This is a genomic window from Streptomyces sp. NPDC047706 (genome assembly GCF_043204795.1).
Lineage (GTDB): Bacteria > Actinomycetota > Actinomycetes > Streptomycetales > Streptomycetaceae > Streptomyces.
Genome location: NZ_JBIDCW010000032.1, coordinates 1 through 24,204, shown reverse-complemented (window position 1 = coordinate 24,204; position 24,204 = coordinate 1). Strand labels below are relative to the sequence as shown.

Annotated in this window: 19 protein-coding genes and 2 pseudogenes; 10 read left to right on the top strand and 11 right to left on the bottom strand. The window is 72.5% G+C overall.

The genetic code is table 11. From position 1 onward, the window contains the following. Nucleotides 1-214 precede the first annotated feature (214 nt). Together ACGF8A_RS30000 and ACGF8A_RS29995 are read left to right on the top strand one after the other, a co-directional pair. Entirely contained in the window at nt 215-1,084 is an 870-nt protein-coding gene (locus ACGF8A_RS30000; RefSeq protein WP_393113353.1) for a phosphatidylinositol-specific phospholipase C/glycerophosphodiester phosphodiesterase family protein, read from the top strand. A 127-nt stretch (nt 1,085-1,211) separates the two neighbouring features. Beyond that, nucleotides 1,212-1,406 carry a hypothetical protein gene (locus ACGF8A_RS29995; protein WP_365445044.1) on the top strand — a complete coding sequence of 65 codons (195 nt, stop codon included), beginning with the start codon at nt 1,212-1,214 and terminating at the stop codon, nt 1,404-1,406. Nucleotides 1,407-1,426: 20 nt separating this feature from the next. Here ACGF8A_RS29995 and ACGF8A_RS29990 read toward each other — a convergent pair. Continuing rightward, nucleotides 1,427-1,859, bottom strand: a pseudogene (locus ACGF8A_RS29990) (phosphodiester glycosidase family protein); the annotation flags it as partial. 184 nt (nt 1,860-2,043) lie between these two features. Here ACGF8A_RS29990 and ACGF8A_RS29985 point away from each other — a divergent pair. The 3 genes from ACGF8A_RS29985 (at nt 2,044) to ACGF8A_RS29975 (ending at nt 6,501) form a co-directional block, all read left to right on the top strand. Beyond that, the gene (locus tag ACGF8A_RS29985) at nt 2,044-3,102 is read left to right on the top strand and encodes an NAD-dependent epimerase/dehydratase family protein (RefSeq protein WP_393113352.1); all 1,059 of its coding nucleotides are present in this window, start codon (nt 2,044-2,046) and stop codon (nt 3,100-3,102) included. A gap of 675 nt (nt 3,103-3,777) precedes the next feature. Continuing rightward, nucleotides 3,778-5,001: a polysaccharide pyruvyl transferase family protein gene (locus ACGF8A_RS29980; protein WP_393113350.1), complete on the top strand. Its 1,224-nt coding sequence runs from the start codon at nt 3,778-3,780 to the stop codon at nt 4,999-5,001. Nucleotides 5,002-5,049: 48 nt separating this feature from the next. Further along, complete coding sequence (locus tag ACGF8A_RS29975; protein WP_393113349.1) at nt 5,050-6,501, top strand: FAD-dependent oxidoreductase; 1,452 nt, start codon at nt 5,050-5,052, stop codon at nt 6,499-6,501. 78 nt (nt 6,502-6,579) lie between these two features. Here ACGF8A_RS29975 and ACGF8A_RS29970 read toward each other — a convergent pair whose 3' ends face one another. The 3 genes from ACGF8A_RS29970 to xylB form a co-directional block, all read right to left on the bottom strand. Beyond that, entirely contained in the window at nt 6,580-7,221 is a 642-nt protein-coding gene (locus tag ACGF8A_RS29970) for an N-acetylmuramoyl-L-alanine amidase (RefSeq protein WP_393113348.1), read from the bottom strand. Between the two features lie 335 nt (nt 7,222-7,556). Beyond that, a complete protein-coding gene (locus ACGF8A_RS29965; protein ID WP_393113346.1) occupies nt 7,557-8,771 on the bottom strand; it encodes an ROK family protein in 1,215 nt (404 codons plus the stop codon). A gap of 79 nt (nt 8,772-8,850) precedes the next feature. Further along, nucleotides 8,851-10,296: a xylulokinase gene (gene xylB, locus ACGF8A_RS29960; RefSeq protein ID WP_393113345.1), complete on the bottom strand. Its 1,446-nt coding sequence runs from the start codon at nt 10,294-10,296 to the stop codon at nt 8,851-8,853. 204 nt (nt 10,297-10,500) lie between these two features. On the opposite strand from xylB, the gene xylA reads away from it, so the two are divergent. After that, nucleotides 10,501-11,667 (top strand): xylose isomerase, encoded by a 1,167-nt coding sequence (gene xylA, locus ACGF8A_RS29955; RefSeq protein ID WP_393113344.1) that lies wholly within the window; start codon nt 10,501-10,503, stop codon nt 11,665-11,667. A 258-nt stretch (nt 11,668-11,925) separates the two neighbouring features. Beyond that, complete coding sequence (locus tag ACGF8A_RS29950) at nt 11,926-12,198, top strand: hypothetical protein (RefSeq protein ID WP_393113343.1); 273 nt, start codon at nt 11,926-11,928, stop codon at nt 12,196-12,198. Here ACGF8A_RS29950 and ACGF8A_RS29945 read toward each other — a convergent pair. Together ACGF8A_RS29945 and ACGF8A_RS29940 are read right to left on the bottom strand one after the other, a co-directional pair. Further along, nucleotides 12,195-13,493 (bottom strand): SWF or SNF family helicase, encoded by a 1,299-nt coding sequence (locus tag ACGF8A_RS29945; protein WP_393113342.1) that lies wholly within the window; start codon nt 13,491-13,493, stop codon nt 12,195-12,197. The genes ACGF8A_RS29950 and ACGF8A_RS29945 overlap by 4 nt on opposite strands. Then, nucleotides 13,490-16,351 carry a DEAD/DEAH box helicase gene (locus ACGF8A_RS29940; RefSeq protein ID WP_393113341.1) on the bottom strand — a complete coding sequence of 954 codons (2,862 nt, stop codon included), beginning with the start codon at nt 16,349-16,351 and terminating at the stop codon, nt 13,490-13,492. Before ACGF8A_RS29940 ends, ACGF8A_RS29945 begins: the two co-directional genes overlap by 4 nt. A gap of 242 nt (nt 16,352-16,593) precedes the next feature. On the opposite strand from ACGF8A_RS29940, the gene ACGF8A_RS29935 reads away from it, so the two are divergent. Then, on the top strand, nt 16,594-16,776 hold the full coding sequence (locus tag ACGF8A_RS29935; protein WP_189704020.1) for a hypothetical protein: 183 nt from the start codon (nt 16,594-16,596) through the stop codon (nt 16,774-16,776). 4 nt (nt 16,777-16,780) lie between these two features. On the opposite strand, the gene ACGF8A_RS29930 is transcribed toward ACGF8A_RS29935, so the two are convergent. From ACGF8A_RS29930 to ACGF8A_RS29915, 4 genes are all read right to left on the bottom strand, one after another. After that, nucleotides 16,781-18,172: a tannase/feruloyl esterase family alpha/beta hydrolase gene (locus ACGF8A_RS29930; protein ID WP_393113340.1), complete on the bottom strand. Its 1,392-nt coding sequence runs from the start codon at nt 18,170-18,172 to the stop codon at nt 16,781-16,783. Between the two features lie 440 nt (nt 18,173-18,612). After that, nucleotides 18,613-19,437: a hypothetical protein gene (locus ACGF8A_RS29925; protein WP_393113339.1), complete on the bottom strand. Its 825-nt coding sequence runs from the start codon at nt 19,435-19,437 to the stop codon at nt 18,613-18,615. A 135-nt stretch (nt 19,438-19,572) separates the two neighbouring features. Then, nucleotides 19,573-19,869, bottom strand: coding sequence for a hypothetical protein (locus ACGF8A_RS29920; protein WP_393113338.1), 297 nt, complete (start codon nt 19,867-19,869; stop codon nt 19,573-19,575). 117 nt (nt 19,870-19,986) lie between these two features. After that, entirely contained in the window at nt 19,987-20,586 is a 600-nt protein-coding gene (locus ACGF8A_RS29915; RefSeq protein WP_393113337.1) for a class I SAM-dependent methyltransferase, read from the bottom strand. Between the two features lie 152 nt (nt 20,587-20,738). Between ACGF8A_RS29915 and ACGF8A_RS29910 the strand changes: the two genes are divergently transcribed. Then, nucleotides 20,739-21,512 carry an MHYT domain-containing protein gene (locus ACGF8A_RS29910; protein WP_393113336.1) on the top strand — a complete coding sequence of 258 codons (774 nt, stop codon included), beginning with the start codon at nt 20,739-20,741 and terminating at the stop codon, nt 21,510-21,512. Between the two features lie 52 nt (nt 21,513-21,564). Continuing rightward, a complete protein-coding gene (locus ACGF8A_RS29905) occupies nt 21,565-24,078 on the top strand; it encodes a nitrate- and nitrite sensing domain-containing protein (RefSeq protein ID WP_393113335.1) in 2,514 nt (837 codons plus the stop codon). Between the two features lie 5 nt (nt 24,079-24,083). Here ACGF8A_RS29905 and ACGF8A_RS29900 read toward each other — a convergent pair. Continuing rightward, nucleotides 24,084-24,204, bottom strand: a pseudogene (locus tag ACGF8A_RS29900) (IS110 family transposase); the annotation flags it as partial.

Genomic DNA, 24,204 nt, shown 5'->3' with positions numbered 1-24,204 from the left:
CGCGCGGGAACCCTGAGGAAAGCCCGCCCCACCTGGGGCGGGCTTTTCGGTGCGGGTGCGCCGGTGAAGTGAACTCATCGCGGCGGTCCGGCCAACTCATCCTTCCCCTCCTGCCAGTTGAAGGGAGGCGAGCCGCATACTCTCCCCCAGTCTCGCACTCCGCTCGACCGGGAGCATCCCCCTTCGGTTCCCCGCCCCACCAGGGAGGCAGAGCATGGCCGTCACCACCCGTCGCAGAGCCCTCACCACCTTCGGCGCCGCCCTCGCGGGTGCGGTCGCCCTGCCCGGCGCGAGCGCGCTGGCGGACGAGCGCACACACCGTCCCCGTCCCCCGCGGCCGCTGTGGCGCGCCCACGCGCACAACGACTACGAGCACCCCCGCCCGCTCCTCGACGCCCTCGACCACCGCTTCGGCAGTGTCGAGGCCGACATCCACCTCGTGGGCGACCAGCTCCTCGTCGCCCACGACCCCGAGGACCTCGACCCGGCACGCACCCTGGAGTCCCTCTACCTCGACAGGCTCGCCGCCCGGGTCAGGGCCAACCGCGGATCGGTGTACCGCGGTCACCGCGGCTCGCTGCAGCTGCTGATCGACATCAAGACCGAGGGTGCCTCGACCTACCTCGAACTCGACCGGCATCTGCGCCGCTACCGGCACCTGTTCACGACGTACGCCCACGGCAAGGTCCTGGCCGGACCGGTCACCGCCGTCGTCTCCGGCGACCGGGCGGCGCGCGTACCGCTGGCCGCGCAGAAGGTGCGCCGCGCCTTCTACGACGGCCGGCTGGCCGACCTCGGCAGCCCGGCGCCCGCCTCCTTCATCCCGCTGATCAGCGACAACTGGACGCTGAACTTCACCTGGCGGGGCGCGGGCGAGTTCCCGGCGGCCGAGCGGCAGAAGCTGCGCGGCATCACGCGGGCGGCCCACTCGCGGGGGCAGAAGGTGCGGTTCTGGGCCACGCCCGACGCGGCCGGGCCGGAACGTGACGCGCTGTGGACCGAGTTGCTCGCCGCGGACGTCGACTTCGTCAACACCGACGACCTCCTCGGTCTGGAGGCGTTCCTGGACGCCCACCAGGCGTAGACCTCGCACGTCCGTCGGTCACGGACACCACACTTTCGGGGGACAGGTCAGCCGCCCGGAGAAACCCTCCGCTACGCCACACTTGCGGCCGAACGCCGCGAAGCGGACGTGGCGGAGGAGGTTGACGATGGCCATTTCCATCTCTGTGGTGCTGCTTCTGTTCATCCTGGCGGTGATCTTCGTGCGCAACGGGGGGCTCAAGCTCACGCACGCGATCGTCTGCCTGCTTCTCGGCTTCTACCTGGCGGGTTCGAGTATCGCCCCGACCATCCACAGCGGCCTGACCGCCACGGCCGACATCGTGAGCGGTCTCAGACCATGAGGCCCGCGTGTTCCTGAGCGTCAGTCGCCGTAGAAGACCCCGATCCCCTTCGGCACCGGGCGTTCCACGCCACCGCTGGGATGGTTGCGCACCGGTGCTCGCGCCCGGGGCGCCGGCGACCGGCGTCGAGGAGCCGCCGTCCAGGCTGCAGGCATGCACGGAGCCGAGCCGCCGCATCGTGTCCGCCACCTCCGCGACCGTCAGTCCGGTGCGTTACGCGGGGGCGCCGTCCACCGTGAGGAGCAGCACCCGCCGCCCGCCGTCCGCGATGCACACGGCCGTGCGCACGACCGCCGTCCGGTCGTCCAGGCCGGGCAGCGGCCGTCCACCCCCCAGCAACGGGCAGCCACCCAGGGCGAAGCGGTACGCGATCCGCGACGCCGGCGCCACCAGCCGCTGCCGTACCCTCACGGGCTCGCCCACCGCGCACTTCCGCAGCCACCGTGCTCCGGCGCGATCCGGGTCCCCTCAGCGGCACCGCCCGCCGTCGTCAAGCCGGGGCTCGTGTGGCACGGGCGTCGCGGGCGGCCGAGTATGAAGGGCCCGGGTGGGGCACCCGGGCCGCCGCCGGGAGTGGCGTACGGCACGGGGCTTCGGCCAGGGGCGTTTGCCTCAGCGGCGGAGGGAAGGTCGGGCCATGGCGACGATGACCGTTTCCGCGGTGCCGGTGACGCGTCCCGGCCGGCGTCGGGCCCTGGTGACCGGCGGGGCCGGCTTCCTGGGCTCTCACCTGTGCGAACGTCTGCTTGAAAGCGGTGTGGGTGTCGACTGCGTGGACAACCTGTCGACGGGGTCGGCGGACAACGTCCGGCACCTCGGCGCCCGCCCGGGCTTCCGGTTCCTGGAGCTGGACGTCACGGACCCCGGTGTCCCGGACATCCTGGGCGGGCCCTACGACCTTGTCCTGCACTTCGCCGGCCCCGCCTCACCGGCCGACTGCCGGGACCGCCCGCTGGAAGCGCTGGACGCCGCCGCGCTCGGCACCCGCAACACGCTGGCCGTGGCGGGCCGGGCGGGAGCGCGTTTCCTGCTCGCCTCGACCGGCCACGTGTGCGGAGACCCTCGGGAGGCCGCACGCCCGGATGGGGCGCGGTATGAGCCCGATGCCGACGCACCGTGCGAGGTGTACGACGTGGCCGAGCGCTTCTCCGAGGCCTTGACCGTCGCGTACGCCGCCGCACACGGCGCGGACGTGGGGATCGTGCGTCTGTTCGATACCTATGGTCCGCGGATGCGGGCGGACGGTCCCCTGTCGATCCCGGCCCTCGTGGAGCAGGCCCTGGCGGGTGTTCCGGTCATCGTGGCCGACGACGGCACGGGCGCCCGTTCCCTGTGCTACGTCGACGATGTGGCCGAGGGTGTGCTGAGGGTCGCCGCGAGCCGGTCCCTGCGGCCGGTCGACATCGGTGGTGGGGACGAGACGACGGTCCAGGAGATCGCCCGCCGGGTGATCGACCTGACCGGTTCCCGCGCCGGGCTGGTGTTCGGCACGGCCCATCCGTCCGATCCCGGCCGGAGGCGGCCCGACCATTCCTTCGCCTCCGAGCTGTTCGGATGGATGCCCAGGGTGTCCTGGCAGGACGGGTTCAAGCGGACCATCGCCCACTTCGCGTGCCTGCGGCCGGGCGTGGCCCTCTCCAGCGGCCCCGAGGCGGAGCACGGCGGCGGACCGCCGGCAGCGGACACGATGCCATGAGGGTGCCGTCGGCGGTGCCGGACTGGGCCGCGCGGGGCGCTGCCCTCGGCCCGGGTGCCTCAGCTTCCGCCGTACGTCCGCATCAGTGTCCGCCGTACGCCGCGCGGAGTCGGTCGATCGTGCGCCGCAGGCCGTCCTCAGCGTCCACCCCCGGCTCCCCGCCGAGCTTGTCGCGCGCCGGCGAGATGTCCGGGCAGCTTGCCGCCGGGTCGTCGGCCGGCCACGCAGGTGCCCGCCGCACCGGAGTCCAGCAGCGCGGCGCTCGGATGCGAGCCGACGAATCCCGCGCCGCCTGTGACGACGGCGTGCTCCCGGCAACGTGAGGCCGCGGTGGTCATTCAGGTCTCCCCTGTACGTGACGAGGACGGTCTGTCGGGTGCCTTGCGCCGGGACGGGATCCTTGGTCGTCGCTGCGCCGGCGCCGTCCCGCCGGGTGGGCCCAGCGCTGCGATGGTGGCGTGCCCGATCCCGTGAAAGGATGACGCTGCCTGTCGGAAAGTACCTGGTCGAGGGGTTTCTCCTCGCCTGGGGGTTTCCCATGCGCGGGTGAGGCAACCCGGCCCCGGCCCGCGACAGCGACCACAGCGACTCATCAGGCGCCGCCCCGACCTCCGCGGTGCCCCGCAGCTGTCCCGGACCCGAACTGCTCGTCAGCTCCTTGGACAGGAGTTCCGGATGACCATCACCACACAGCCCTACCGACCCGCAGGACCGGGGCCGCGTATCGGCCTGCTCGGCTCCTACGGCGGCTTCAACCTCGGCGACGAGGCCATCCTGACCTGCGTCCTCGGCTGCCTGCGCACCCACCGCCCGCAGGCCCGGCTCGTCGTCTTCAGCCGGAACGCCGAGCACACCCGCATCCACCAGCCCGCCGCCGACGAGGTGGTCGACTGGGAGGGCGTACCGCAGAAACAGATCCTCGATGTCCTTTCGGGCCTGGACCTGCTGGTACTCGGGGGCGGCGGCATTCTCTACGACGGCGAGGCGCGCCGCTATCTGCGGCTGGTGGGCGCCGCCCAGGCGCGGGGGGTGCGGACTTTCGGGTACGCCGTCGGCGCGGGCCCGCTGCGCGAGGCCGAGGACCGGGAGGCCGTACGCGCCGTGCTGTCCGCCATGGACGAGGTCGTCGTACGGGACGAGGAGTCTCGGCTCGTGCTGGAGGAGGCCGGGCTCGAACGCGAGGTCACGGTGACCGCCGACCCGGCGCTGCTGCTGCCGCCGGAGCCCTTCACCGAACAGATGATGCGGCAGGAAGGCATCCCCGCCGACACCCGGCTGGTGGGGATGTCGGTCCGCGAGCCGGGCCGGGCCGCGGAGAAACTCGACGAGAGCGACTACCACGCACTCCTCGCCGATGTGGCGGACTTCCTGGTACGACGGCTCGACGCCCACGTGGTCTTCGTACCGATGGAACGTCAGGACGTCCACCACGCCCACGGCGTGCTCTCCCGGATGACCGCACCGGACCGCGGCCGCATCCTGCACAGGGTCTACAGCCCCGGCCAGGTCCTCGGCTTCATGAACCACCTCGACCTCGCAGTCGGTATGCGCCTGCACTTCGTGATCTTCGCCGCGCTCTCCGGGCTGCCCGTGCTGCCGCTGCCGTACTCCGGCAAGGTCTTCGACTTCTCCCGCCGGATCGGAGCACCGGCGCTGGTCGGTGTGGCGCGCGAGCAGGCGGGACTGCTGCTGGCCGAGGTGGACCGGCTCTGGGACGAGTTCCCGCAACGCCGCGACGATCTCGGCGCGCGTGTCCAGTCGCTGCGTGGTGCCGCGCGGGAGACCTGTGTCCGCTGCACCGTGGTCCTCGACGCCCTGGACGAGCGGCCGGAGGCGATGGCGGACGTCGAAAGGACCGGCCTGCACCTGCTCCAGCCGGGTACCGGAACGGTGACCTGACGCGCGCCGGGCCCACCGCCTTCGGAACATCTCCGACGGGAAGAACCGATGCCGATCCTTCAACGACCTCCCCAGCCGCGGACCGTCACCCTGCCGCCCCGCGAGGCGCAGCACGGGGGGCGGACGGAGGTCCTGGTCATCGGCGGCGGACCGGCCGGCACCGCGGCGGCGTGCGCCGCGGCCGACGCCGGCGCCGACGTGGTGCTCGTGGAGCGGTACGGCTTCCTGGGCGGCAACGCCACCGTCGCCCTCGTGATGCCGCTGATGTCCTTCCACAACGAGCAGAAGCAGGCGGTCTTCACCGGGCCGGGCGAGGAAGGCGACCAGTTGCTGCCCACCGATCACGGCGAGGGCGAGGCCGTGGTCGCCGGCTTCCTCTGGCAACTGCTTGACCGGCTGAACGAGCGCGGCGGCTGCATCCCGCCCTCCCTCCAGACCGGCTACACGGTGCCGTTCGACCCCGAGATCTACAAACTCGTCCTTCTCGACCTGCTCGACGAGGCCGGCGTCCGCATGCTCTTCCATTCCTTCGCCTCCTCGGCGCTGCCACTCGACGACGGCTGGCGGGTCGTGTTCGAGACCAAGTCCGGCCCGGTGGTGATCGACGCCGACGTGGTCGTCGACGGCACGGGCGACGGTGACGTGGCCGCCGCCTGCGGAGCGCCCTGCGAGATCGGCAGGCCCGAGGACGGGCTGGTGCAGCCGATGACGCTGATGTTCCGCGTCGTGGACATGATGAGGCCCCGGTTCGCCGAGTACGTCCGCGAGCACCCCGACCAGTGGCGGGGCGTACACGGCCTGTGGGACCTCGTGGAGGAGGCCACCAAGGAGGGCGAACTGCGCCTTCCCCGTGAGGACATCCTCTTCTTCGGCACCCCGCACCCCCGCGAGGTGAGCATCAACAGCACACGTGTCACCCACGCGCTCGGCATCGACGTGTGGGACCTGAGCCGCGCCGAGTACGTCGCCCGCCGCCAGATGGAACAGATCGGCCAGTTCCTGCGCCGGCGTGTCCCAGGCTTCGCGGAGTCGTACGTCGTGCAGAGCGGCACCCAGATCGGTGTACGGGAGACCCGCCGCATCCTCGGCGACTACCACCTCACCGGACATGACATCCTGGCGGCGCGTTCCTTTCCCGACGTCGTCGCGCACGGCGCCTATCCCGTCGACATCCACAACCCCCGGGGCAGCGGAACCGTCCTCAAACGCGTCCCCCGCGGCCGCTTCTACGACATCCCGCTGCGCTGTCTGCTGCCACGCGACACGGACCACCTGCTCGTCGCGGGCCGCTGCATCTCCGGCTCCCATGTGGCGCACTCCTCCTACCGCGTCATGCCCATCGCCATGGCGACCGGCCAGGCGGCCGGAGTCTGCGCCGCGCTGGCCACCCGGATCAGGCGCAGCCCACGTGAGGTGCCGCATGCCCTCGTCCAGCAGGAACTGATGCGTCAGGGTGCGCGGTTGCAGCTGCCGGCCGCTGCGGCGGCAGAGATTGGTTGATGCGGTCGTGGGCGGAGGCCAGACGCTTGGGGCGGTGGTGGCAGGGCGTTCCTCGTGGGCTGGTGCGAGGTGTATCGGTCAGACGCGGTGGGCGGAGTCGGTCGGGGCTGTCGGGGCTGGCGGGGCCGAGGCGACGAGCCTCAGGTAGCGCGGCCAGTCCCAGTGCGCGCCGGGGTCGGTGTGGTCGCTGCCCGGTATCTCGTGGTGGCCGATGATGTGGGCACGGTCCCTGGGTATTGCGTACTTCGTGCAGATCGCCGCGGTGAGGGCGGCCGACCGGGCGTACATCGCGTCCGTGAAGTAGCCGGGCTGGTCCACCCAGCCCTCGTGCTCGATGCCGATGCTGCGTGTGTTGTGCTCCCAGCTTCCCGCGTGCCAGGCGATGTCGGACTCACGGACGCACTGCGCCACATGTCCGTCGCCGGACCGGACGACGTAGTGCGCGGACACCTGCTTGCGGGGGTGCTGGAAGACGGCCAGGGTCCCGGAGTAGTCGGTCTGCGTGACGTGGATGACCACCAGGTCGACGGCATGGGTGACCGGACGGTCGGCCTCCGTGTAGTTGGCCGGACTCGCCGGCTGCCACTCCGCGAGCGGGTGGTCGGGAGCCGGTGTCTGCGCACCGGCCCTGGGTCCGGGCAGCAGCGCGTAGGGGACGACGGCCAACGCGGCGCCTTTGAGGATCCGTCGCCGGCGGGGGAGCGGCCTTGCTCGTTCCATGCGTATTCGCCTCTCGGCTGGGTCGGTGGGAGGAAGTGGGCGTCAGGGCAATGGGCATCGGGGCAATGGGCAACAGGGAAGCGGGTAACAGGGAGGGCTGCCTGCCGAAACCGCGCCTCACGTGAATCACGGTACGGCGCGGGGCGGTTGGCTGGAGGCCGCGCCGCCGATCCGTGGATCACCGCGGCGTTGTGGAAAACTCGCTCACCCGAACGGGTGGTGGGCAGGGTTCCAAGAGTTCGCAGAACCCGCAGAACCCGCAGAACCCGCGGCATCCGCAGCACCCGGGCATCCGCTGAACCCGCTGAACCCGCTGAAAAGGCTTACGCAAGGCGTCAGCCCACCGACCGCACCCCCGCCGGATCATCCAGCACCCCGCGCACCACCCAGTGTGCGGCCCCCAGCAACGGTCCCTCAGAACCCAGCCGTGACACGGACACCGGGCAGGCAGGCCCCGTCGTGCGGCGGGACAGTTCGGACCGCAGCGAAGGCAGTAGCCACGGCGCGAGCCCGGCGAGCGCACCACCCAGAACCACACTCTCGGGGTCCAGCAGATTCACGGCCCCGGTCAGCGCCACGCCGAGCGCCTCCCCCGCCGCGCGCAGGGCGCGCCGCACCTCCTCGTCCCCCTCCGTTGCCCGCCCGGCGAGGAGTCCGACGCGGTCCTCACCCGGCTCCAGGCCGGCCGCGCGCAGCACCGCCTCCTCGCCGGCGTACTGCTCCAGGCACCCGCGCCCGCCGCAGGTGCACTCCGGCCCGTCCGGGCGGACCGGCACATGCCCCAGCTCGCCCGCGAATCCGCGGGTTCCGCGCAGCAGACGGCCGTCCACGACCACGCCCGCGCCGATACCGATCTCGGCCGACACATGCACGAAGTCACGCGGCGTGCCCTCGCCGAGCCACAGCTCGGCCAGCGCGCCGAAGTTGGCCTCGTTGTCCACGGTCAGCGGCAGCTCCGCCGGCAGCAGGCAACCCAGGTCGGTGTCGTGCCAGCCGAGGTTGGGGGCCCGTACGACGGTGCGGGCGTCACGCGCCACGAGACCGGGCACCGCCACCGCGAGCCCCGCGGGCCACAGTCCCTCACGTTCCGCTTCGGCGAGGACCCCGCGTATCAGCGCGGTAAGTTCCTCGATCACCGGCTCGGGGGAGCGGTCGCGGTTGGTGCCGTGCCGTGCGACTCGCGCGCGCACCTCTCCGCGCAGGTCGACCGCGCAGACGGCGAGGTGGTCGACGCCGACCTCCGCCCCGATTCCGGCAGGCCCCCGCCCGCTGACCGCGAGGGCGGAACCGGGTCGGCCGCGGCCCACGCGGCCGGGGCGTTCGGGGCCCAGTTCCTCCAGCAGGCCGGAGCGGACGAGTTCGTCGACCAGGGTGGAGACCGCCGCACGGGTCAGGCCGATGCGCGAGGCCACCGCGGCCCGCGACAGCGGGCCCTCCGCGCCGACGGTATGCATCACCCGGGCGAGGTTGCGGCGTCGCATGCCCTGCTGGGTGTCCGGCAGCGCGCGTCCGGGACCGGCCGGATGATCCTTGTGCAGCGGTGCGGTCATGCCCCGTCCTTCTCCGTGGCCTCAGTCGGTCAGCTCTGTCAGCTCGGTCAGCTGGGTCGCCACGGCGGTCTCCGTCACCTCAACGGTTCCCGGCGCTCCGCTCCAGCAGCGGAGCCGCGTCGGAGAGTACCCCGGAGATCCTGGTCAGCGTCTTCTCGTCCCGCTCGACCGCGTCCAGCACCGGTCCCTGTGCGGTGTTCCAGCGCCGGGCGACCGCGGCCGGGTCCTCGCCGGTGAGGAGCCCGGCCGCCTGGGCAGCCGCGCCGAGCGCGACCAGTTCCCTGGCCTCGGGGACCTGGACGGGGCGCCCCGAGAGGCGTCGTACGGTCTGCTGCCAGGCCGTGCCCCGGGCGCCGCCGCCGATCAGCAGCAACGGCACCGAGGGGTCGGCGTCCTCGTCGAGCACCAGGTCCAGCGCGCCCAGCAGGGCGTGTACGGCACCGTCGTAGGCCGCCTGGAGGAGCTGACCGGCGGTGGTGTCGTGCCGCAGGCCGTGCAGCAGCCCCGAGGCGTGCGGGAGGTCGGGGGTACGTTCGCCGTCCAGGTAGGGCAGCAGGGTCACGCCCGTGCCGGGCTCGACGGCCTCGCGGTCCAGGCCGAGCAGGGCCGCGACGCGATCGACGGCGAGCGTGCAGTTCAGGGTGCATGCCAGCGGCAGCCAGTCTCCGCGCGCGTCGGCGAAGCCCGCCACCGTGCCGGTCGGGTCGGTGGGGCGGCGCCGCGACACCGCGTAGACCGTCCCGGAGGTTCCCAGGCTCATGACGGGAGTGCCGGGGCGCAGCCCCAGGCCCAGCGCGGCGGCGGCGTTGTCGCCGGTGCCGGCCGCGACCAGCGTGCCCTTCGAGAACGGCAGGTCGTGGCTGTCCCGCACGGTGCCCGCCACCTCGCCGGGCCGGACGACACGGGGCAGCAGTGCCGGATCCAGAGCCACGCGCGCGAGGATCTCCTCGTCGTACGACTCGCTGCCGGAGGCCCACCAGCCGGTGCCTGAGGCGTCGCCTCGGTCGGTCGTGCCCTGCCCGGTGAGGTGTTCGGTGAGGTAGTCGTGGGGGAGCCGTACCGCCTTGGTGGCGCGTACCGCGTCCGGCTCGTGCTCCGCGAGCCAGGCCCATTTGGTGATGGTGAAGGACGCGGCGGGCACGCTACCCGTGCGGTCCGCCCAGAACTTCGCGCCCCCCAGCTCCTCGACCAGCCGGCGCGCCTGCGGTGCCGAGCGCACGTCGTTCCACAGCAGGGCGGGGCGTACCGGCTCGCCCCGGCCGTCGAGAGTGACCAGACCGTGCTGCTGGCCGCCGATGGACACCGCCGCGGCCTCGTGGGCGGGCTCGCCGCACTGGCGCAGTGCCTCGCACAGGGCGTCCCACCACTGCCGCGGATCGCTCTCCCGGCCGCCGCCGGAGGTGACCGTGTGCGGCGCCTGACCGCTCGCCACGACCTCGCCGGTGGCCGCGTCGACGACCAGCGCCTTGGTGGACTGGGTGGACGTGTCCACGCCGACGACGAGCGGACCCTCGGCTGTTGACATCGGGCTCTCCCTGCTTGTGCGGCTGGTGCCTGGATCTTCGCGGCTCATCTCTCGGGGGGAGACACCTGTGTCTCTTCCCACGGACGAGACACAGTCCACGGACGCGGCGGTCTCTTCCCAGAGATGCGTTCGCATACTAATTTGTAAACCGCCATGACGAAATAGTCGTGTGCGACAGTCGCTAGCGAGCAAGGGAGCCGCGGCATGAACTACCAGCCCACCCCCGAGGACAGGTTCACCTTCGGCCTGTGGACCGTCGGCTGGCAGGGAAGGGACCCGTTCGGCGACGCCACGCGGCGTGCCCTCGACCCCGTCGAGTCGGTGCAGCGCCTGGCCGAGCTCGGTGCCCACGGAGTGACCTTCCACGACGACGACCTGATCCCCTTCGGATGCTCGGACACCGAGCGCGAGTCGCACATCAAGCGCTTCCGCCAGGCCCTGGACGCCGGCGGCATGACCGTCCCGATGGCCACCACCAACCTCTTCACGCACCCCGTCTTCAAGGACGGCGCCTTCACCGCGAACGACCGGGACGTCCGCCGTTACGCGCTCCGCAAGACCATCCGCAACATCGACCTGGCGGCGGAGCTGGGCGCGCGCACCTACGTCGCCTGGGGCGGGCGCGAGGGCGCCGAGTCCGGTGCCGCCAAGGACGTGAGGGCTGCCCTCGACCGCATGAAGGAGGCGTTCGACCTCCTCGGCGAGTACGTCACCTCACAGGGCTACGACCTGCGCTTCGCGATCGAGCCCAAGCCGAACGAGCCGCGGGGCGACATCCTGCTGCCCACCGTCGGCCACGCCCTGGCGTTCATCGAGCGCCTGGAGCGGCCCGAGCTGTACGGCGTCAATCCCGAGGTCGGGCACGAGCAGATGGCCGGACTGAACTTCCCGCACGGCATCGCGCAGGCCCTGTGGGCGGGCAAGCTCTTCCACATCGACCTCAACGGCCAGTCCGGCATCAAGTACGACCAGGACCTGCGCTTCGGCGCCGGCGACCTGCGCTCCGCCTTCTGGCTGGTCGACCTCCTGGAGAGCGCCGGTTACGACGGCCCGCGCCACTTCGACTTCAAGCCGCCGCGGACCGAGGACCTCGACGGCGTGTGGGCCTCGGCCGCGGGCTGCATGCGCAACTACCTCATCCTGAAGGAGCGTTCGGCCGCCTTCCGCGCCGATCCCGAGGTCCAGGAGGCCCTGCGCGCCTCCCGCCTCGACGAGCTGGCCCGGCCCACGGCCACGGACGGCCTGCAGGCCCTGCTCGCCGACCGCACGGCGTTCGAGGAGTTCGACGTCGAGGCGGCCGCCGCGCGCGGGATGGCGTTCGAGCAGCTCGACCAGCTTGCGATGGACCATCTGCTGGGTGCGCGCGGCTGAGGCTTCCCTGGCGTGATCTCCGCGCGGATTGCCACGGAATCGTGCCCTCCACGGCATGAGCCGGTGTCAACGTCCGCGTGGGGGTCGCGGCCAGGGCGGCGGTTTCGGGAACCTGTCACCATGGCCATGCCGCCCGTACCGCCTCAGCCACCCGGCCCCCCGGGTGACACGCCGCCTTCGGGCGGCGATTTCGGACCACCCACCACTGAGTTCGGATCCGTTCCTCCGCGACGGCGACGCACGTCGGTCCTCCTGGCCGTGGCAGTGCTCGTCGCGGTCGCGGTCGTTGTCGCGGTGGTGGTTCTGACAGGATCAGGGAGCGACGAATCGCCGGACGGGAAGCCGGACACCAGCACTTCGTCCGCGGAGCCGACCTTGAACCTGCCCACCGAGCTGCCCACCCGGCTACCGAGCGGACTGCCGTCGCTTCCGTCGCAGTTCCCCACAAAGCTGCCGAGCGGCATACCGACCGAGGTGCCGAGCGATCTGGAGTCCCTGCTTTCCGGCCTCCCGGTCGACGATCTGCCTTAGATGAATGCGGCGCCCGGGGGCGCGGGGAACCGAATCGGACAGGACTCCGGCGCATCCTCCGTCGCCGCCAGCGCGGTCGCCGGGTCCTGGTCCCCTCCTCCCACGGGCACCCAGCGGCCGGCTTCGTTCCGGTACGGCCACCAGCGACCGTCGCGCCCCAGCCGCAGCTGGCCCGGTGCGCCGACGACCGTCCACCGATTGCCCTCCGCGCGTAGGGCCGGGCGCTCGCCGTCGTCCCAGGCCGCTTCCAGGGCGGCACGCGCGCGTGCGAGTGCCTCGCCCTGGACGGCCCACTCCTCTTCGAGCGCGGACAGCCCGGCCACCCCGCCGTACTGCCATGCCCGCACGGCTGCCACCAGCTCGTCCGGGCTCCGCCCGGACCCCTCGGCGAGCCGGTCCGCCAGGGGTGGCTCGGGAGCACCCGCAGCCAGCCGTACGGCGTCCTGCGACATCGTCAGCTCCTCGACGGCGACGCCTGCCCGCAGCGCCTCGGACAGCAGACGGTGTGCCGCCACCGCGGTACGGGCGGCCAGGAACTCCAGGGCGGCCGGTTCGACACCGGGCACCGGTGGGGCCTCGGTGTCCACAGTGGGCGGAAGGCCCGGCTCCGCCGGGAGTCCTGGCGGAGCGGGCAACGAAGGCAGGATGTCCCCGGCAGCGAACGCCTCCAAGGCGTCCACCCCCTCCGGCTCGCTGCGCTCCTCGGGCCTCTCCTGCGCCGGCGTCGCAGTGCGGTTCTGCAGGTCTGTGAGAAGTGCCCGTTCGCCGCGCCCGCGCATCAGCAGCAGGAGGAAGGGATCCTCGTCGAGCAGGCGGGCCACCTGGTAGCACAGCGCCGCCGTGTGCCCGCAGTGGTCCCAGGCGCCGCAGTCGCAGGTGGGCTCCAGATCGCCCATGCCGGGCAGCAGTTCGACACCGGCCGTCGCCGCGTCCTCGACCAGATGCGGAGGCATCTCCCGGTCGAGCAGTGCCGCGACATGCCCGGCCCGCTCGACGGCCATCTCCAGGAAGCGGTCCCACTGCGCGGCGGACAGCTCGTCCAGCAGCACATCGGCCCGGTGCGCCGTATCTTCCCGGCCCTGCACCACCGCCGTGATCCGCCCCGGCCGCACCGACACCGCGCCCACCGCTCCCGCGCGCGCGAGCCGACGGCCCGTCTTGACCTGCGCGGTGTCCAGAGCCGCGTCCTCCAGGGCCTTCAGCCACGCCCGGCCCCACCAGGTGAGTGCGAAGCCCCTCCCGCGCGCGGGCGGCAACGCGGCGAACGTGCGCTCCGTCTCGTCGTACTGATTCATCGCGTCGCCCCTCGCAGCTCCACCAGATCGGCCAGTTCCGCGTCGCTCAGCTCGGTGAGCGCGGCCTCACCGGAGCCCAGCACGGCGTCGGCCAGCTCCCGTTTGCGGTTCAGCATCTCGGCGATGCGGTCCTCGATGGTTCCCTCGGCGATCAGCCGGTGCACCTGCACGGGCCGGTCCTGCCCGATGCGGTACGCGCGGTCCGTCGCCTGCGCCTCGACCGCGGGGTTCCACCAGCGGTCGTAGTGCACGACATGCTCGGCCCGCGTGAGATTCAGGCCCGTGCCCGCCGCCTTCAGCGACAGCAGGAACACGGGAACCTCACCGTCCTGGAAGCGCCGTACCATCGCCTCGCGCGCGGGGACGGGTGTGCCGCCGTGCAGGAACTGTGAGGGCACGCCGCGGGCCGCCAGGTGCCGCTCGATCAACCGGGCCATGGCCACGTACTGGGTGAAGACCAGAACGCCCGCCTCCTCGGAGAGAATCGTGTCGAGCAACTCGTCGAGCAGTTCGAGCTTCCCCGAGCGCCCGGCGATTCTCGGTGCCTCCTCCTTGAGGTACTGCGCCGGATGGTTGCAGATCTGCTTCAGGCCGGTCAGCAGTTTCATGATGAGCCCGCGCCGGGCCATGTCGCCGGCGTTCGCGATCTCCGCGAGGGTCTCGCGCACCACGGCCTCGTAGAGCCCCGCCTGTTCCGTGGTGAGTGACACCGCGCGATCGGTCTCCGTCTTCGGCGGCAACTCGGGCGCGATGCCCTGATCCGACTTGCGGCGGCGCAGCAGGAACGGCCGTACGAGCCGGGACAGCCGTTCCGCGGCGGCGGGGTCCTGGCCTCCTTCCACGGCCTGCGCGTACCGGCTCCGGAATGTGCCCAGGCGACCGAGCAGCCCCGGCGTGGTCCAGTCGAGGATCGCCCACAGCTCCGAGAGGTTGTTCTCGACAGGCGTGCCGGTGAGCGCCACGCGCGCGCGTGCCCCGATGGACCGCAACTCCCGCGCGGTCGCCGAGAACGGGTTCTTCACATGCTGGGCCTCGTCCGCGACCACGAGCCCCCACGGCACCTCCGCGAGCCGCCGCGCGTCGAGCCGCATCGTGCCGTACGTCGTCAGGACGAACTCGCTGTCGGCCACGCCGTCCAGGCCACGCCGGGATCCGTGGAAACGCCGCACCGGTGTGCCGGGCGCGAACCTCTCGATCTCCCGCTGCCAGTTGCCCATCAGGGACGTCGGGCAGACCACGAGGGTGGGACCGGCGGCCGAGAGGTCGGACTGCCGGTGAAGATGCAGGGCGATCAAGGTGACCGTCTTGCCGAGCCCCATGTCGTCGGCGAGACAGCAGCCGAGCCCCAGGGACGTCGTCCGGGCCAGCCATGACAACCCGCGCCGCTGATAGTCGCGCAGTTCGGCGGCGAGCGCGGCCGGCTGTTCGACCGGTTCCTGCGCCTCCGGGTCCGCCAGCCGTTGCCGCAGCGCCGCCAGCCAGCCGGTCGGCTCCACCTCGACCCGGCGGCCGTCGACCTCGGTCGAGCCCGTCAGAGCGGCCCCGAGCGCGTCGAGTGGCGCGATCTTGCGGTCCTGCTGCGCGCGGGCGCCAAGCACCTCCTGAGGGTCGATCAGCACCCATTGGTCCCGCAGCCGCACCACGGGCCGGTTCGCCCAGGCGAGCTGGTCCAGCTCCTCGCGCGTGAGTTGCCGCTCGCACAGCGTGAACCTCCAGTCGAATGCGAAGAGCGCGTCCGCCGACAGGAACGACGGCGTGTCCCGGGAGAGCCGCGCGGGGGCCCTTTCGTCGTCGTCCGGCGGGCCGACCACCGCGCGGGTGGTGAGGTCGCGGGCCAGCTCCCGGGGCCAGTGCACGTCGACGCCTGCGCCTGCGAGGGCCGCCGAGTATTCCCCGAGAAGCTCGGTCACCTCCTCGTCGGTGAGATCGACGGCGTCCGGCACGGCGGCGGACAGCACCGGGGTGAGCGCGGGCCAGGCCCGCGCCGCGCGTCGCAGAGCGAGCAGCGCGTCCATCCGCGCGCGGGGTCCGAAGGCCCGGCCGGTGGGGCCCGTCCCGGCCCACACCTGTGCGGCGTCCGCGACGAGCGAGGGGTCGCTCACGCTGTGCAACTGGAGCACCGCCCGGAAGGCCGGTGCCTTGTCTGCCTCCGTCGTCAGGCCGTGCGCGTCGATGCGCAGGGATATCCGAACGCCCGAGTCGTGCCCGGCGGCCACGTCCGCGGCCCACGGCCGCAGCTCGGGCAGATGCTGCGGCTCCGGTACGGCGTAGGCCGGGCCGCCTGTGACGAGCGCTGCGGCGGGCGAGCGGGGCAGTGTGTCGGCGACCGCGTCCAGGAAGGCCCGCAACAGGCGCTCCGGGTGGGGCAGCCGCGGCGGCCCCGGGCCGTCCAGCGGTACGGCGTGCGCCTCGGGCGGCAGCGCGGCGGCCAGCCGGCGAACGCCCTCGATGTCCTCGGCGCGCAGCGGCCCCGCACGCCAGGCGTCGTTGTCGCCGTGCGACAGACCGGGCAGCAGCAGGCCCCGGGCCACGAACTGCAGCCCCAGCACGGCGGCGGCGCCCCAGAACACGGCCGCCCGGTGTCCGTGCCCTGTGGCACGCGCGCGCGTGAGGACCGGCAGTGCCGCGCGCACGGCCAGCACGACGGCGGGCACGTCGACCCGCTCCAAGCCGTCGGCGCCGGGCAGTACGACGGTCAGTTCCTCGACGGTGCCGCCGTTCACGACCGGCGCCGCGGTGCCGTCGGGGCGCCAGAAGGCGACGCGGCCGGTGCGGGCCGGGTCACCGGGGACGAATACAGCACAGCACTGGGCCAGTTCGGAGATTTCGGAGGTGGTTGCCGTGGGAATCCTCTGCACAGATATGGCCGCATTCCTCAAGTTTGACTAGTCGGGCAAGGTCGTCGGGATTACAGCACCTCCTCGAGCTGCCCGGCATGCTTGAGATATGACCCTGATTACATTTGGACTCTCAGGGTGGCTAGGGGGCGAGTATCAGGGATCTCTCAGGGTGCGTCTCAGGGCTGCGGCCGGAACCGCCGGAAACGCGAGCCCGTTTTCAGATACAGAGAGCGGCCGTGGCCGCGAAGGAGGCGACACACATGTCGAAGAACGCGAAGATCGCCGCAGGGGGTGTGGCGGTCGGGCTCATCCTTTTGATCTGGCTGCCTTGGTGGGCGGCGCTGCTCATAGTGCTGGGCGTCCCGGCCGCCGCGTACCTCACGCTGGACCCGTCGCAGCGCCGTAGGCTGCGCCGGGTCACGCGCAAGGAGCTGGGTCGCTGACGGGCTACCGGCCCGGTGCGGCCCCGTCGTCCAGCGCACACCTGTCGACCACGTCACCGTCCGCGGGCCGTCCTACGGTCCGGTCCGCGGGCGGCCGGACCCCCCGCTCCACCCACGCGACCAGCGCATCGAAGGCCGATCGGTAGCAGGGCAGGATCGGCCGCAGCCGGTCGGGATGGGTGTCGTACAGCCCGTCGACGTGCGTACCGCCCTGGACCGTGTAGTAGCGGTGCAACGGCCCCCGCCCCCGCCTGTCGACCATGCGGGCATAGACGTCCGAGTCGGTGGCCTTGGGCAGCAGCGCGTCCATGTCCCCGTGCAACGTGATCAGCGGCTTGCCGATGCGCCCGGTCAGCGCCACCCGGGCCACGGCACGACGGACGGAGGCCGGGCGCGAGGCGTAGTGGTAGGTCGCGTCGGACGTGCAGGGCGCGAGGATCTCCTCGGGAGTGGTCCCGGCCGAGGGTCCGGGGCAATCCGGGTCGTACGCCGGGTCGAACTCCGCACGATAGGTCTTCTGCGTGACACCCCAGTAGGCCTTCTCGTGGTACGACCAGAGGAACTCGGACTCAGGCGCGAAGCCCACGCCGTACATGTCCTCGTCCGACGCCGAGCCGTACGACCGCGCCACCGCCGTGGGCAGCGAAGTGAGCAGATTCGGGCCTTCCGCCGTCCACAGGGCGCCCTCCCAGTCGACCCCGCCGTCGTACAGCTCCGGATGGTTCTCCAACTGCCACCGCGTCAGGTAGCCGCCGTTGGAGATGCCCGTCATGTAGGTGCGGTGCGGGGCGTGGCCGTAGCGCTGGGCGACCACCTTGCGCGCCGCGCGCGTGAGCTGCGTCGTGCGGGCGTTCCATTCGGCGATCGCGTCCCCGGCCCGCTCGCCGTCGCGATAGAAGTCGGTGCCGTTGTTGCCCTTGTCGGTCGCGGCGTACGCGTAACCCTGGGCCAGTACCCGGTCGGAGATCGCCCTGTCCGTCGCGTACTGCCTGCGGGTGCCCGGAGCGCCGGTGACGACCAGGCCGCCGTTCCAGCGGTCCGGCAGCCGTATGACGAACTGCGCGTCATGCCGCCAGCCGTGCGTGGCGTTGAAGCGGGACGAGTCCGGGAAGTACCCGTCGACCTGCAGCCCCGGCACGCCGGACGGCGTGCGCGTGGCTTGCGCCGTCAGCCCCGCCTGGTCGGCCAGGTCGGTGTACGGGGTACCGGCGAGACCGGTGGTGGTCAGGTCATCCAGACAGGCCGCCTGCTGCAAGGCCGCGCCCGGCACCCGCACGCGGTCCTGACGCGTGCAGTGGGCGCCCCCGCCCCCTTGGGCAAGGGCCGGGGCCGGCGCAGTGAGGGCACCCGCCAGGAGCGCGGCGGCGAGCAGGGGGACGCCGGGGGACGGACGCATGCGGGCCTCCAGGACGTGACGACAGGGCACGGCACAGACGCCGAGCCGCGGGCTGCCCATCGTGGGGCGGGCGCCGCGTGTCTTCCATGGACTGGCACCACATGCCGTTCAGCTCAGGCATGGGTGTCCGACACAGGTCGTGGAGCCCCTTGCTGCGTACGGGGGCCGTGCCCGGGGCAGCGTCCGCATGCAGGACACCCGCATGCAGCAGGCCGGTGACGTCCGGCAGGGCAGGAGGTCCGGCGGTCGTCGGCTGCAGGAGGCCGGGCACAGCCGGCGCAAGGCGACCCTCGGCACGCCGTGTTTTCAGACCTCGCTGCTGCTGCATCCGGAGATCTTGAGACTGGCGAGGACACTGGGACCCTTGCGGTTACTCGGGTGTCGGATGCCGGGCAGGGCCAGGAGGCCGATACGGCAGACCTCGCCGTTGCTGCACACCTTCAGGTCGGCCGCACCGCCATCTTGTCCAGTGCCTCCAGCAGCGCGGGGAGCTTGGGCCCCCGACCCACCGGCAGTACCTCGCCGGGCTTCTCGTCGAGGAGCAGGAACGCCATGTCGTCCGTCCTCGCCACCAGCGACCAGCCCGGGCCGTCCGCGCGCAGCGTGCGCGCGTCGCCCGTGGCGAAGGACGACCGGACCCGGCCCAGGGGCGGCGGGGTGTCGACGTACGCGTGGGCCTCCGCGAGGACGCGCCGGATCGCCCTGCGCTCCGGGCCGGCCTGCTCGTCCGGGGCGGGTTCGGAGTCGCCTTGGGGGACGACGAACTCCTTGTCGTCGATCTGCTCCCGCCACGACGACCACTGCACCGCGATCTCGTCCGCCCCGAGCCGGCGCTGGGCCGAGCCCCAGCCCGTGGTGTCCGGCGGCGAAAGCGGCGCGCAGCCCGCCACCTCGGGGTCAGGATCGTGCGGCGCGGGCACGCCGGGAGCCGCGACGGCGACCGCCAGCGGCCAGCCAGGCAGGGCGGCGACGACGGACCCCTCGTCGGGAGAGAGGTGGTACTCCATGCCGCAGTCCCAGGAGGCGATGGCGACCGCGACCAGCGACACGTCGTCGGTGACGACCGTCCACCGCGCGCCCTCGCCGTCCTGGCCGAACACGAGCCCGTACCCGTCGGCCAGCGGCGCGATGCCCAGGGCCGCACAGGCCTCGGGGTAGTCGTCGCCCAGCACGCTCGGGAAACGCGCCGGCGTCAACAGCACCGCAGTGAGCACGTAGAGCGCGTCGTCCTCGGCGGCGACGGCATCCGCATCCGTCCCGGCCATCCCAGCCTCCCCAGGGGTTCGTCCATCGGCGCGCACCCTAGTGCGAGCGGAAGCCGCTTGTCACGACTCCGCGTACCACCGGACCTGCGGTTGTCCGCCCGGACAGGGCCAAGACGACCGTCCTCCGCCCGTCCCTCACACCGCCGGCAGCCCCAGCAGCTCGCGTGCGACCGTCCGCGGCGACTGGTCGCGCTCCCGGGCCAGCGCGATGACGGCCCGGCACGCCAGCTCGTTCACCCCGAACGACAACGCCTCGGGCGACACCCACCCCGCCGCCTCGTCGATGCGGTCCTGGTCGTCCTCCGCGCAGGCTGACACGTACGCCGCCGCGGCCTCGAAGAGATTGTGCGCACGCCGGTCCGGGCCCGACGTCCGCTCCTCGCGTGCCGTCTCACGGAATCCGGCCCAGAGCTTGCGAACCCTGTCGAACACAGTGACCACCTTCCCCCTTCGCGGCTTGCCTCGCCCGACGCCCACCCGCTGCTACTCAACGTAGGGTTGGAGTCGCGGCGGCAGAAGAGGGAAGGCGCGGTGAAGTGCCGGGGGTGGTCAGTCCTCCCGGACGGCCAGCGCGAGGAATCGGTTGTCCTGATCGACGTACGACGTCATGGTCCAGCCCGAACCCGCCAGCAATGGCCCGAGATTGGGCTCGGCGCGCAGGTCGTCCGGGGTGATGTGACGGCCCTGCCGTGCGGCGAGGGCCGCGCGGCCGATCGGGTGGAAGAGGGCGAGCCTGCCGCCGGGGCGCACCGTGCGCGCCAACTCCCGCAGGTTCCGCGCCGGGTCGGGCAGGTGGGCGATCAGGCCCGCCGCGAACACCGCGTCGAGCGACTCCGAGCGCAGTGGCAGCGCCGCCACGTCGGCTACCAGCAGCCGCCCGTCACGGTCCCGTCCGGCCCGTACGGCGGCCTGCAGCATGGCCGGAGTCAGATCGGCCCCGAGGACCACCCCCGAGGCGCCCACGGCCGCGCGCAGCTGCGGCAGGGCACGTCCGGTGCCGCAGCCCGCGTCGAGAACGCGGTCGCCCTCCCGCAGGCCTAGTTCGGCCACCGCGGCCGCGTAGGCGGGGCCGTCGTCGGGGAACCGGCTGTCCCAGTCGGCCGCGCGGGCCGCGAAGAACTCCTGGACGTGCGTGCGGTCGTCGCTCATGTTCGTCATGATCCCTCACTGGCACGGAGGACGCCCCGACGCACATGTTCGAGCGGGACGCGATCGTTCAGGTACATATCTGTGTCATATTCCAACACCTTTCGAAATGCGCCCCCTTTGTGCTCCCGTGCCCCCGCTAGCGTCCCTTGGCCATGGGACACCTGGACCACGCCGCCTTGGGCTGGCTGACCCCCGTACTGTCGTACGTCATGGCCTGCACCGGCGCCGCACTGGGCCTGCGCTGCACGGTCCGGGCGCTAGGCGCCACCGGCCGCTCGCGCCGCAACTGGCTGATCACGGCTGCCTCGGCCATCGGCACCGGCATCTGGACCATGCACTTCGTGGCCATGCTCGGCTTCAGCGTCAGCGGGACCGAGATCCGCTACGACGTACCGCTCACCGTCCTCAGCCTGCTCGTGGCCATGATCGTCGTCTGCGCCGGCGTGTTCGCGGTCGGCTACGGCCGCGACCGGGCCCGTGCGCTGCTCATCGGCGGCCTCACCACCGGGCTGGGCGTCGCGAGCATGCACTACCTGGGCATGGCGGCGGTACGCCTGCACGGTGACGTGTCGTACGACCCGATGCGGGTCGCCCTCTCCGTCGTGATCGCCGTCGTGGCGGCGACCGCGGCCCTGTGGGCGGCGCTCAACATCAAGTCGCCCGTCGCGGTCACCGTCGCCTCCCTCGTCATGGGCGCGGCCGTGAGCAGCATGCACTACACCGGGATGTTCGCGGTGCGCGTGCAGGTCACGCCCTCCAGCGAGGTGCTGCCCGGGGCCACGGCGATGCAGTTCGTCTTCCCCCTCGCCGTCGGCCTCGGGTCCTATCTCTTCCTGACCTCCGCCTTCGTGGCGCTGTCACCGACAGCCGGGGAGCGCGAGGCATCCGCATCGGCCCAGCGGCCCCTCGGGAGCGGCGCCCACTGACGGCGCGACCTCTACCGGACCGCACCCGAACCCCCTTCCGAACGAGGAGGCCATGCGTACCCCCCGTAGGAATTCCGGTACAGGCGCCGAGACGCCGCCCCCGTCCCCCGCGCGCGGCCGCCGCGCCCACGCCGGACCACCGGCTGACGAAAGCCCGCAGGACACCCCCGACACCGACGTGACGGGTGGACCCACGCGCGCGGGGGAGCACTGGCACATACGCCCGCGTACCGTGCGCGCCAAGATCGTCTGCTTGCTGATGGTGCCCGTAGTGTCACTGCTGGCCCTGTGGGCATACGCCACCGTCAGCACCGTTCAGGACATCGCCGGGCTGCGGCAGTTGCAGCGCGTGGACTCCGATGTCCGCGCCCCAGTCGCCGCCACCGTGGCCGCGCTCCAGGCCGAGCGCGCCGCCGCCGTCCGGCACGCAACCGACCCTTCGGCCGGGGCCAGTGGCGAGCTGCAGCGGCTCGCCAAGCGCACGGACCAGGCCGTAGGGCAGTTGCGGCTCGGCGATCGCAACACCGTCGCCGACGGACAGGAACTGCCCGAGGGAGTCGCCCAGCGGCTGGAAGCCTTCGTGGCCGGTACCGAGGGACTGCGGACGCTGCGCGCCGATGTGCTGGACCGCCGCGCCGGGTGGGACGAGGCCTACGAGCAGTACACGAAGACCATCTCCACGGCCTTCGGCGTGGGCGGTGCCCTCACCGGGATCCAGGACGCCGAACTCGGCTCCGACGTGCGCGTGCTGCTGGAGTTCTCCCGCGCGGGTGAGGCCCTGGCCAGGGAGGACGTGCTGCTGTCCAGCGGCCGGCTCGCGGGCCGCCTGGACGGCGAGCGGATGCGGCATTTCACCGGCGCGGTCGACACCCGCCGCGCCCTCACCGACGCCGCCGTCGCAGACCTGCGCGGCGACGAACGCGCCGCCTGGCGCCAACTCGCCGAGGGCGGGGACTACGCGGCCATGCTCGCCATCGAGGACAAGGTCCTGACGAGCGGGCCGGGATCCGCTGCGATCAAGGCCGCGCCCGAAACCACGTGGGCTCCCGCGCACGCGCGCGTACAGGACGGTATGCGCACCATCGAGCAGGACGCCGCCCGGGGAGTGGCCGACCGGGCCGACCCCTTCGCCCGTGGTCTGCTCACCCCCGCGGGCGCGGCTGTTCTCTTCGGCCTCGCCGCCGTCGCCGCGTCCCTCGTCATCTCGGTGCGCATCGGGCGCGGCCTCGTCGTCGAACTGATCAGCCTGCGCAACAGCGCCCTGGAGATCGCCCGGCGCAAACTCCCCGAGGCCATGCGCAAACTGCGCGCCGGGGAGGAGATCGACGTCCGGGCCGAGGCACCGCCCGGGCCGCCCGCCGAGGACGAGGTCGGGCAGGTCGCCGAGGCCCTCGGCACCGTGCACCGGGCCGCGCTGCGCGCCGCCGTGGAACGCGCCGAACTCGCCAGCGGCATCTCCGGCGTGTTCGTCAACCTCGCCCGCCGCAGCCAGGTCCTCGTCCACCGTCAGCTGGGTCTCCTGGACAGCATGGAACGCCGCTCCGACGACCCGAACGAACTGAGCGACCTGTTCCGGCTCGACCACCTCACCACTCGGATGCGGCGCCACGCCGAGAGCCTGATCATCCTCTCCGGCGCGGCCCCCGGCCGGGCCTGGCGCATGCCGGTCTCCCTGACCAACGTGGTCCGCGCGGCCGTCTCCGAGATCGAGGACTACGCACGCGTGGAGGTACGGCAGCTCCCCGCGGCCCTCGTCATCGGCGCCGCCGTCGCCGACCTGACCCATCTGCTGGCCGAGCTCGTCGAGAACGCCGCCCAGTTCTCACCCCCGCACACGCGCGTGCGCGTCACCGGTGAACACGTGGGCAACGGCTACGCCATCGAGGTGGAGGACCGCGGCCTGGGCATGGGCAACGACACCCTCGCCGAGGCCAACCGCCGTATCGCCCAGTCCGAAGCCCTCGACCTGTTCGACAGCGACCGGCTCGGCCTCTTCGTCGTCAGCAGGCTCGCCGCACGTCACGAGATCAAGGTGCACCTGCGCACCTCCCCCTACGGCGGTACCACCGCGGTCGTTCTGCTGCCCACCGCCCTGCTGCACAGCGGCGTGCCGGAACGTTACAGCAACCAGGCTGCGGACCCGGAACACGAGTACGCGCGCGTGCCAGGCGGCCCCCTCCACCAGGAAGTCGTCCCGACCACCGGTGACCGGCCCGCCTTGGTGGCCCCCGCCCCGGACCCGGCGCAGACCGGCCCCGAAACCCCGCCCCCCGGAGTCACCGCCTTGCGCCTGCACCGCCCCCCCGACCCCGACGAAGGATCCGAGGACCTGCCCCGCCGGGTACGGCAGGCCAGCCTCGCCCCGCAACTGCGCGAGCGACGCCCCTCGGACCCGCAGCAGTCGTCCGCCCCCCGTGACGACGACCGGCGCACCCCCGAACTCGTACGCGACCGTATGGCGGCCTACCGCGACGGATGGGCGCGCGGCGGCGGTCGCCGTCCCGGCCACGGCGCCGCCCCCGACCGCGCAGGCGGCAGTGACAGCAGCGAAGGAGAATCTCAATGACGAAGTCAAGCCGTCTGCGTGACCGGTGGGTCGGGGGTGAACAGTCTCTTGTCACGCAGCATCGCCCACAGCACGTCGACGCGGCGCCGGGCGAGCGCGAGCAGGGCCTGCGTGTGCAGCAGCCCC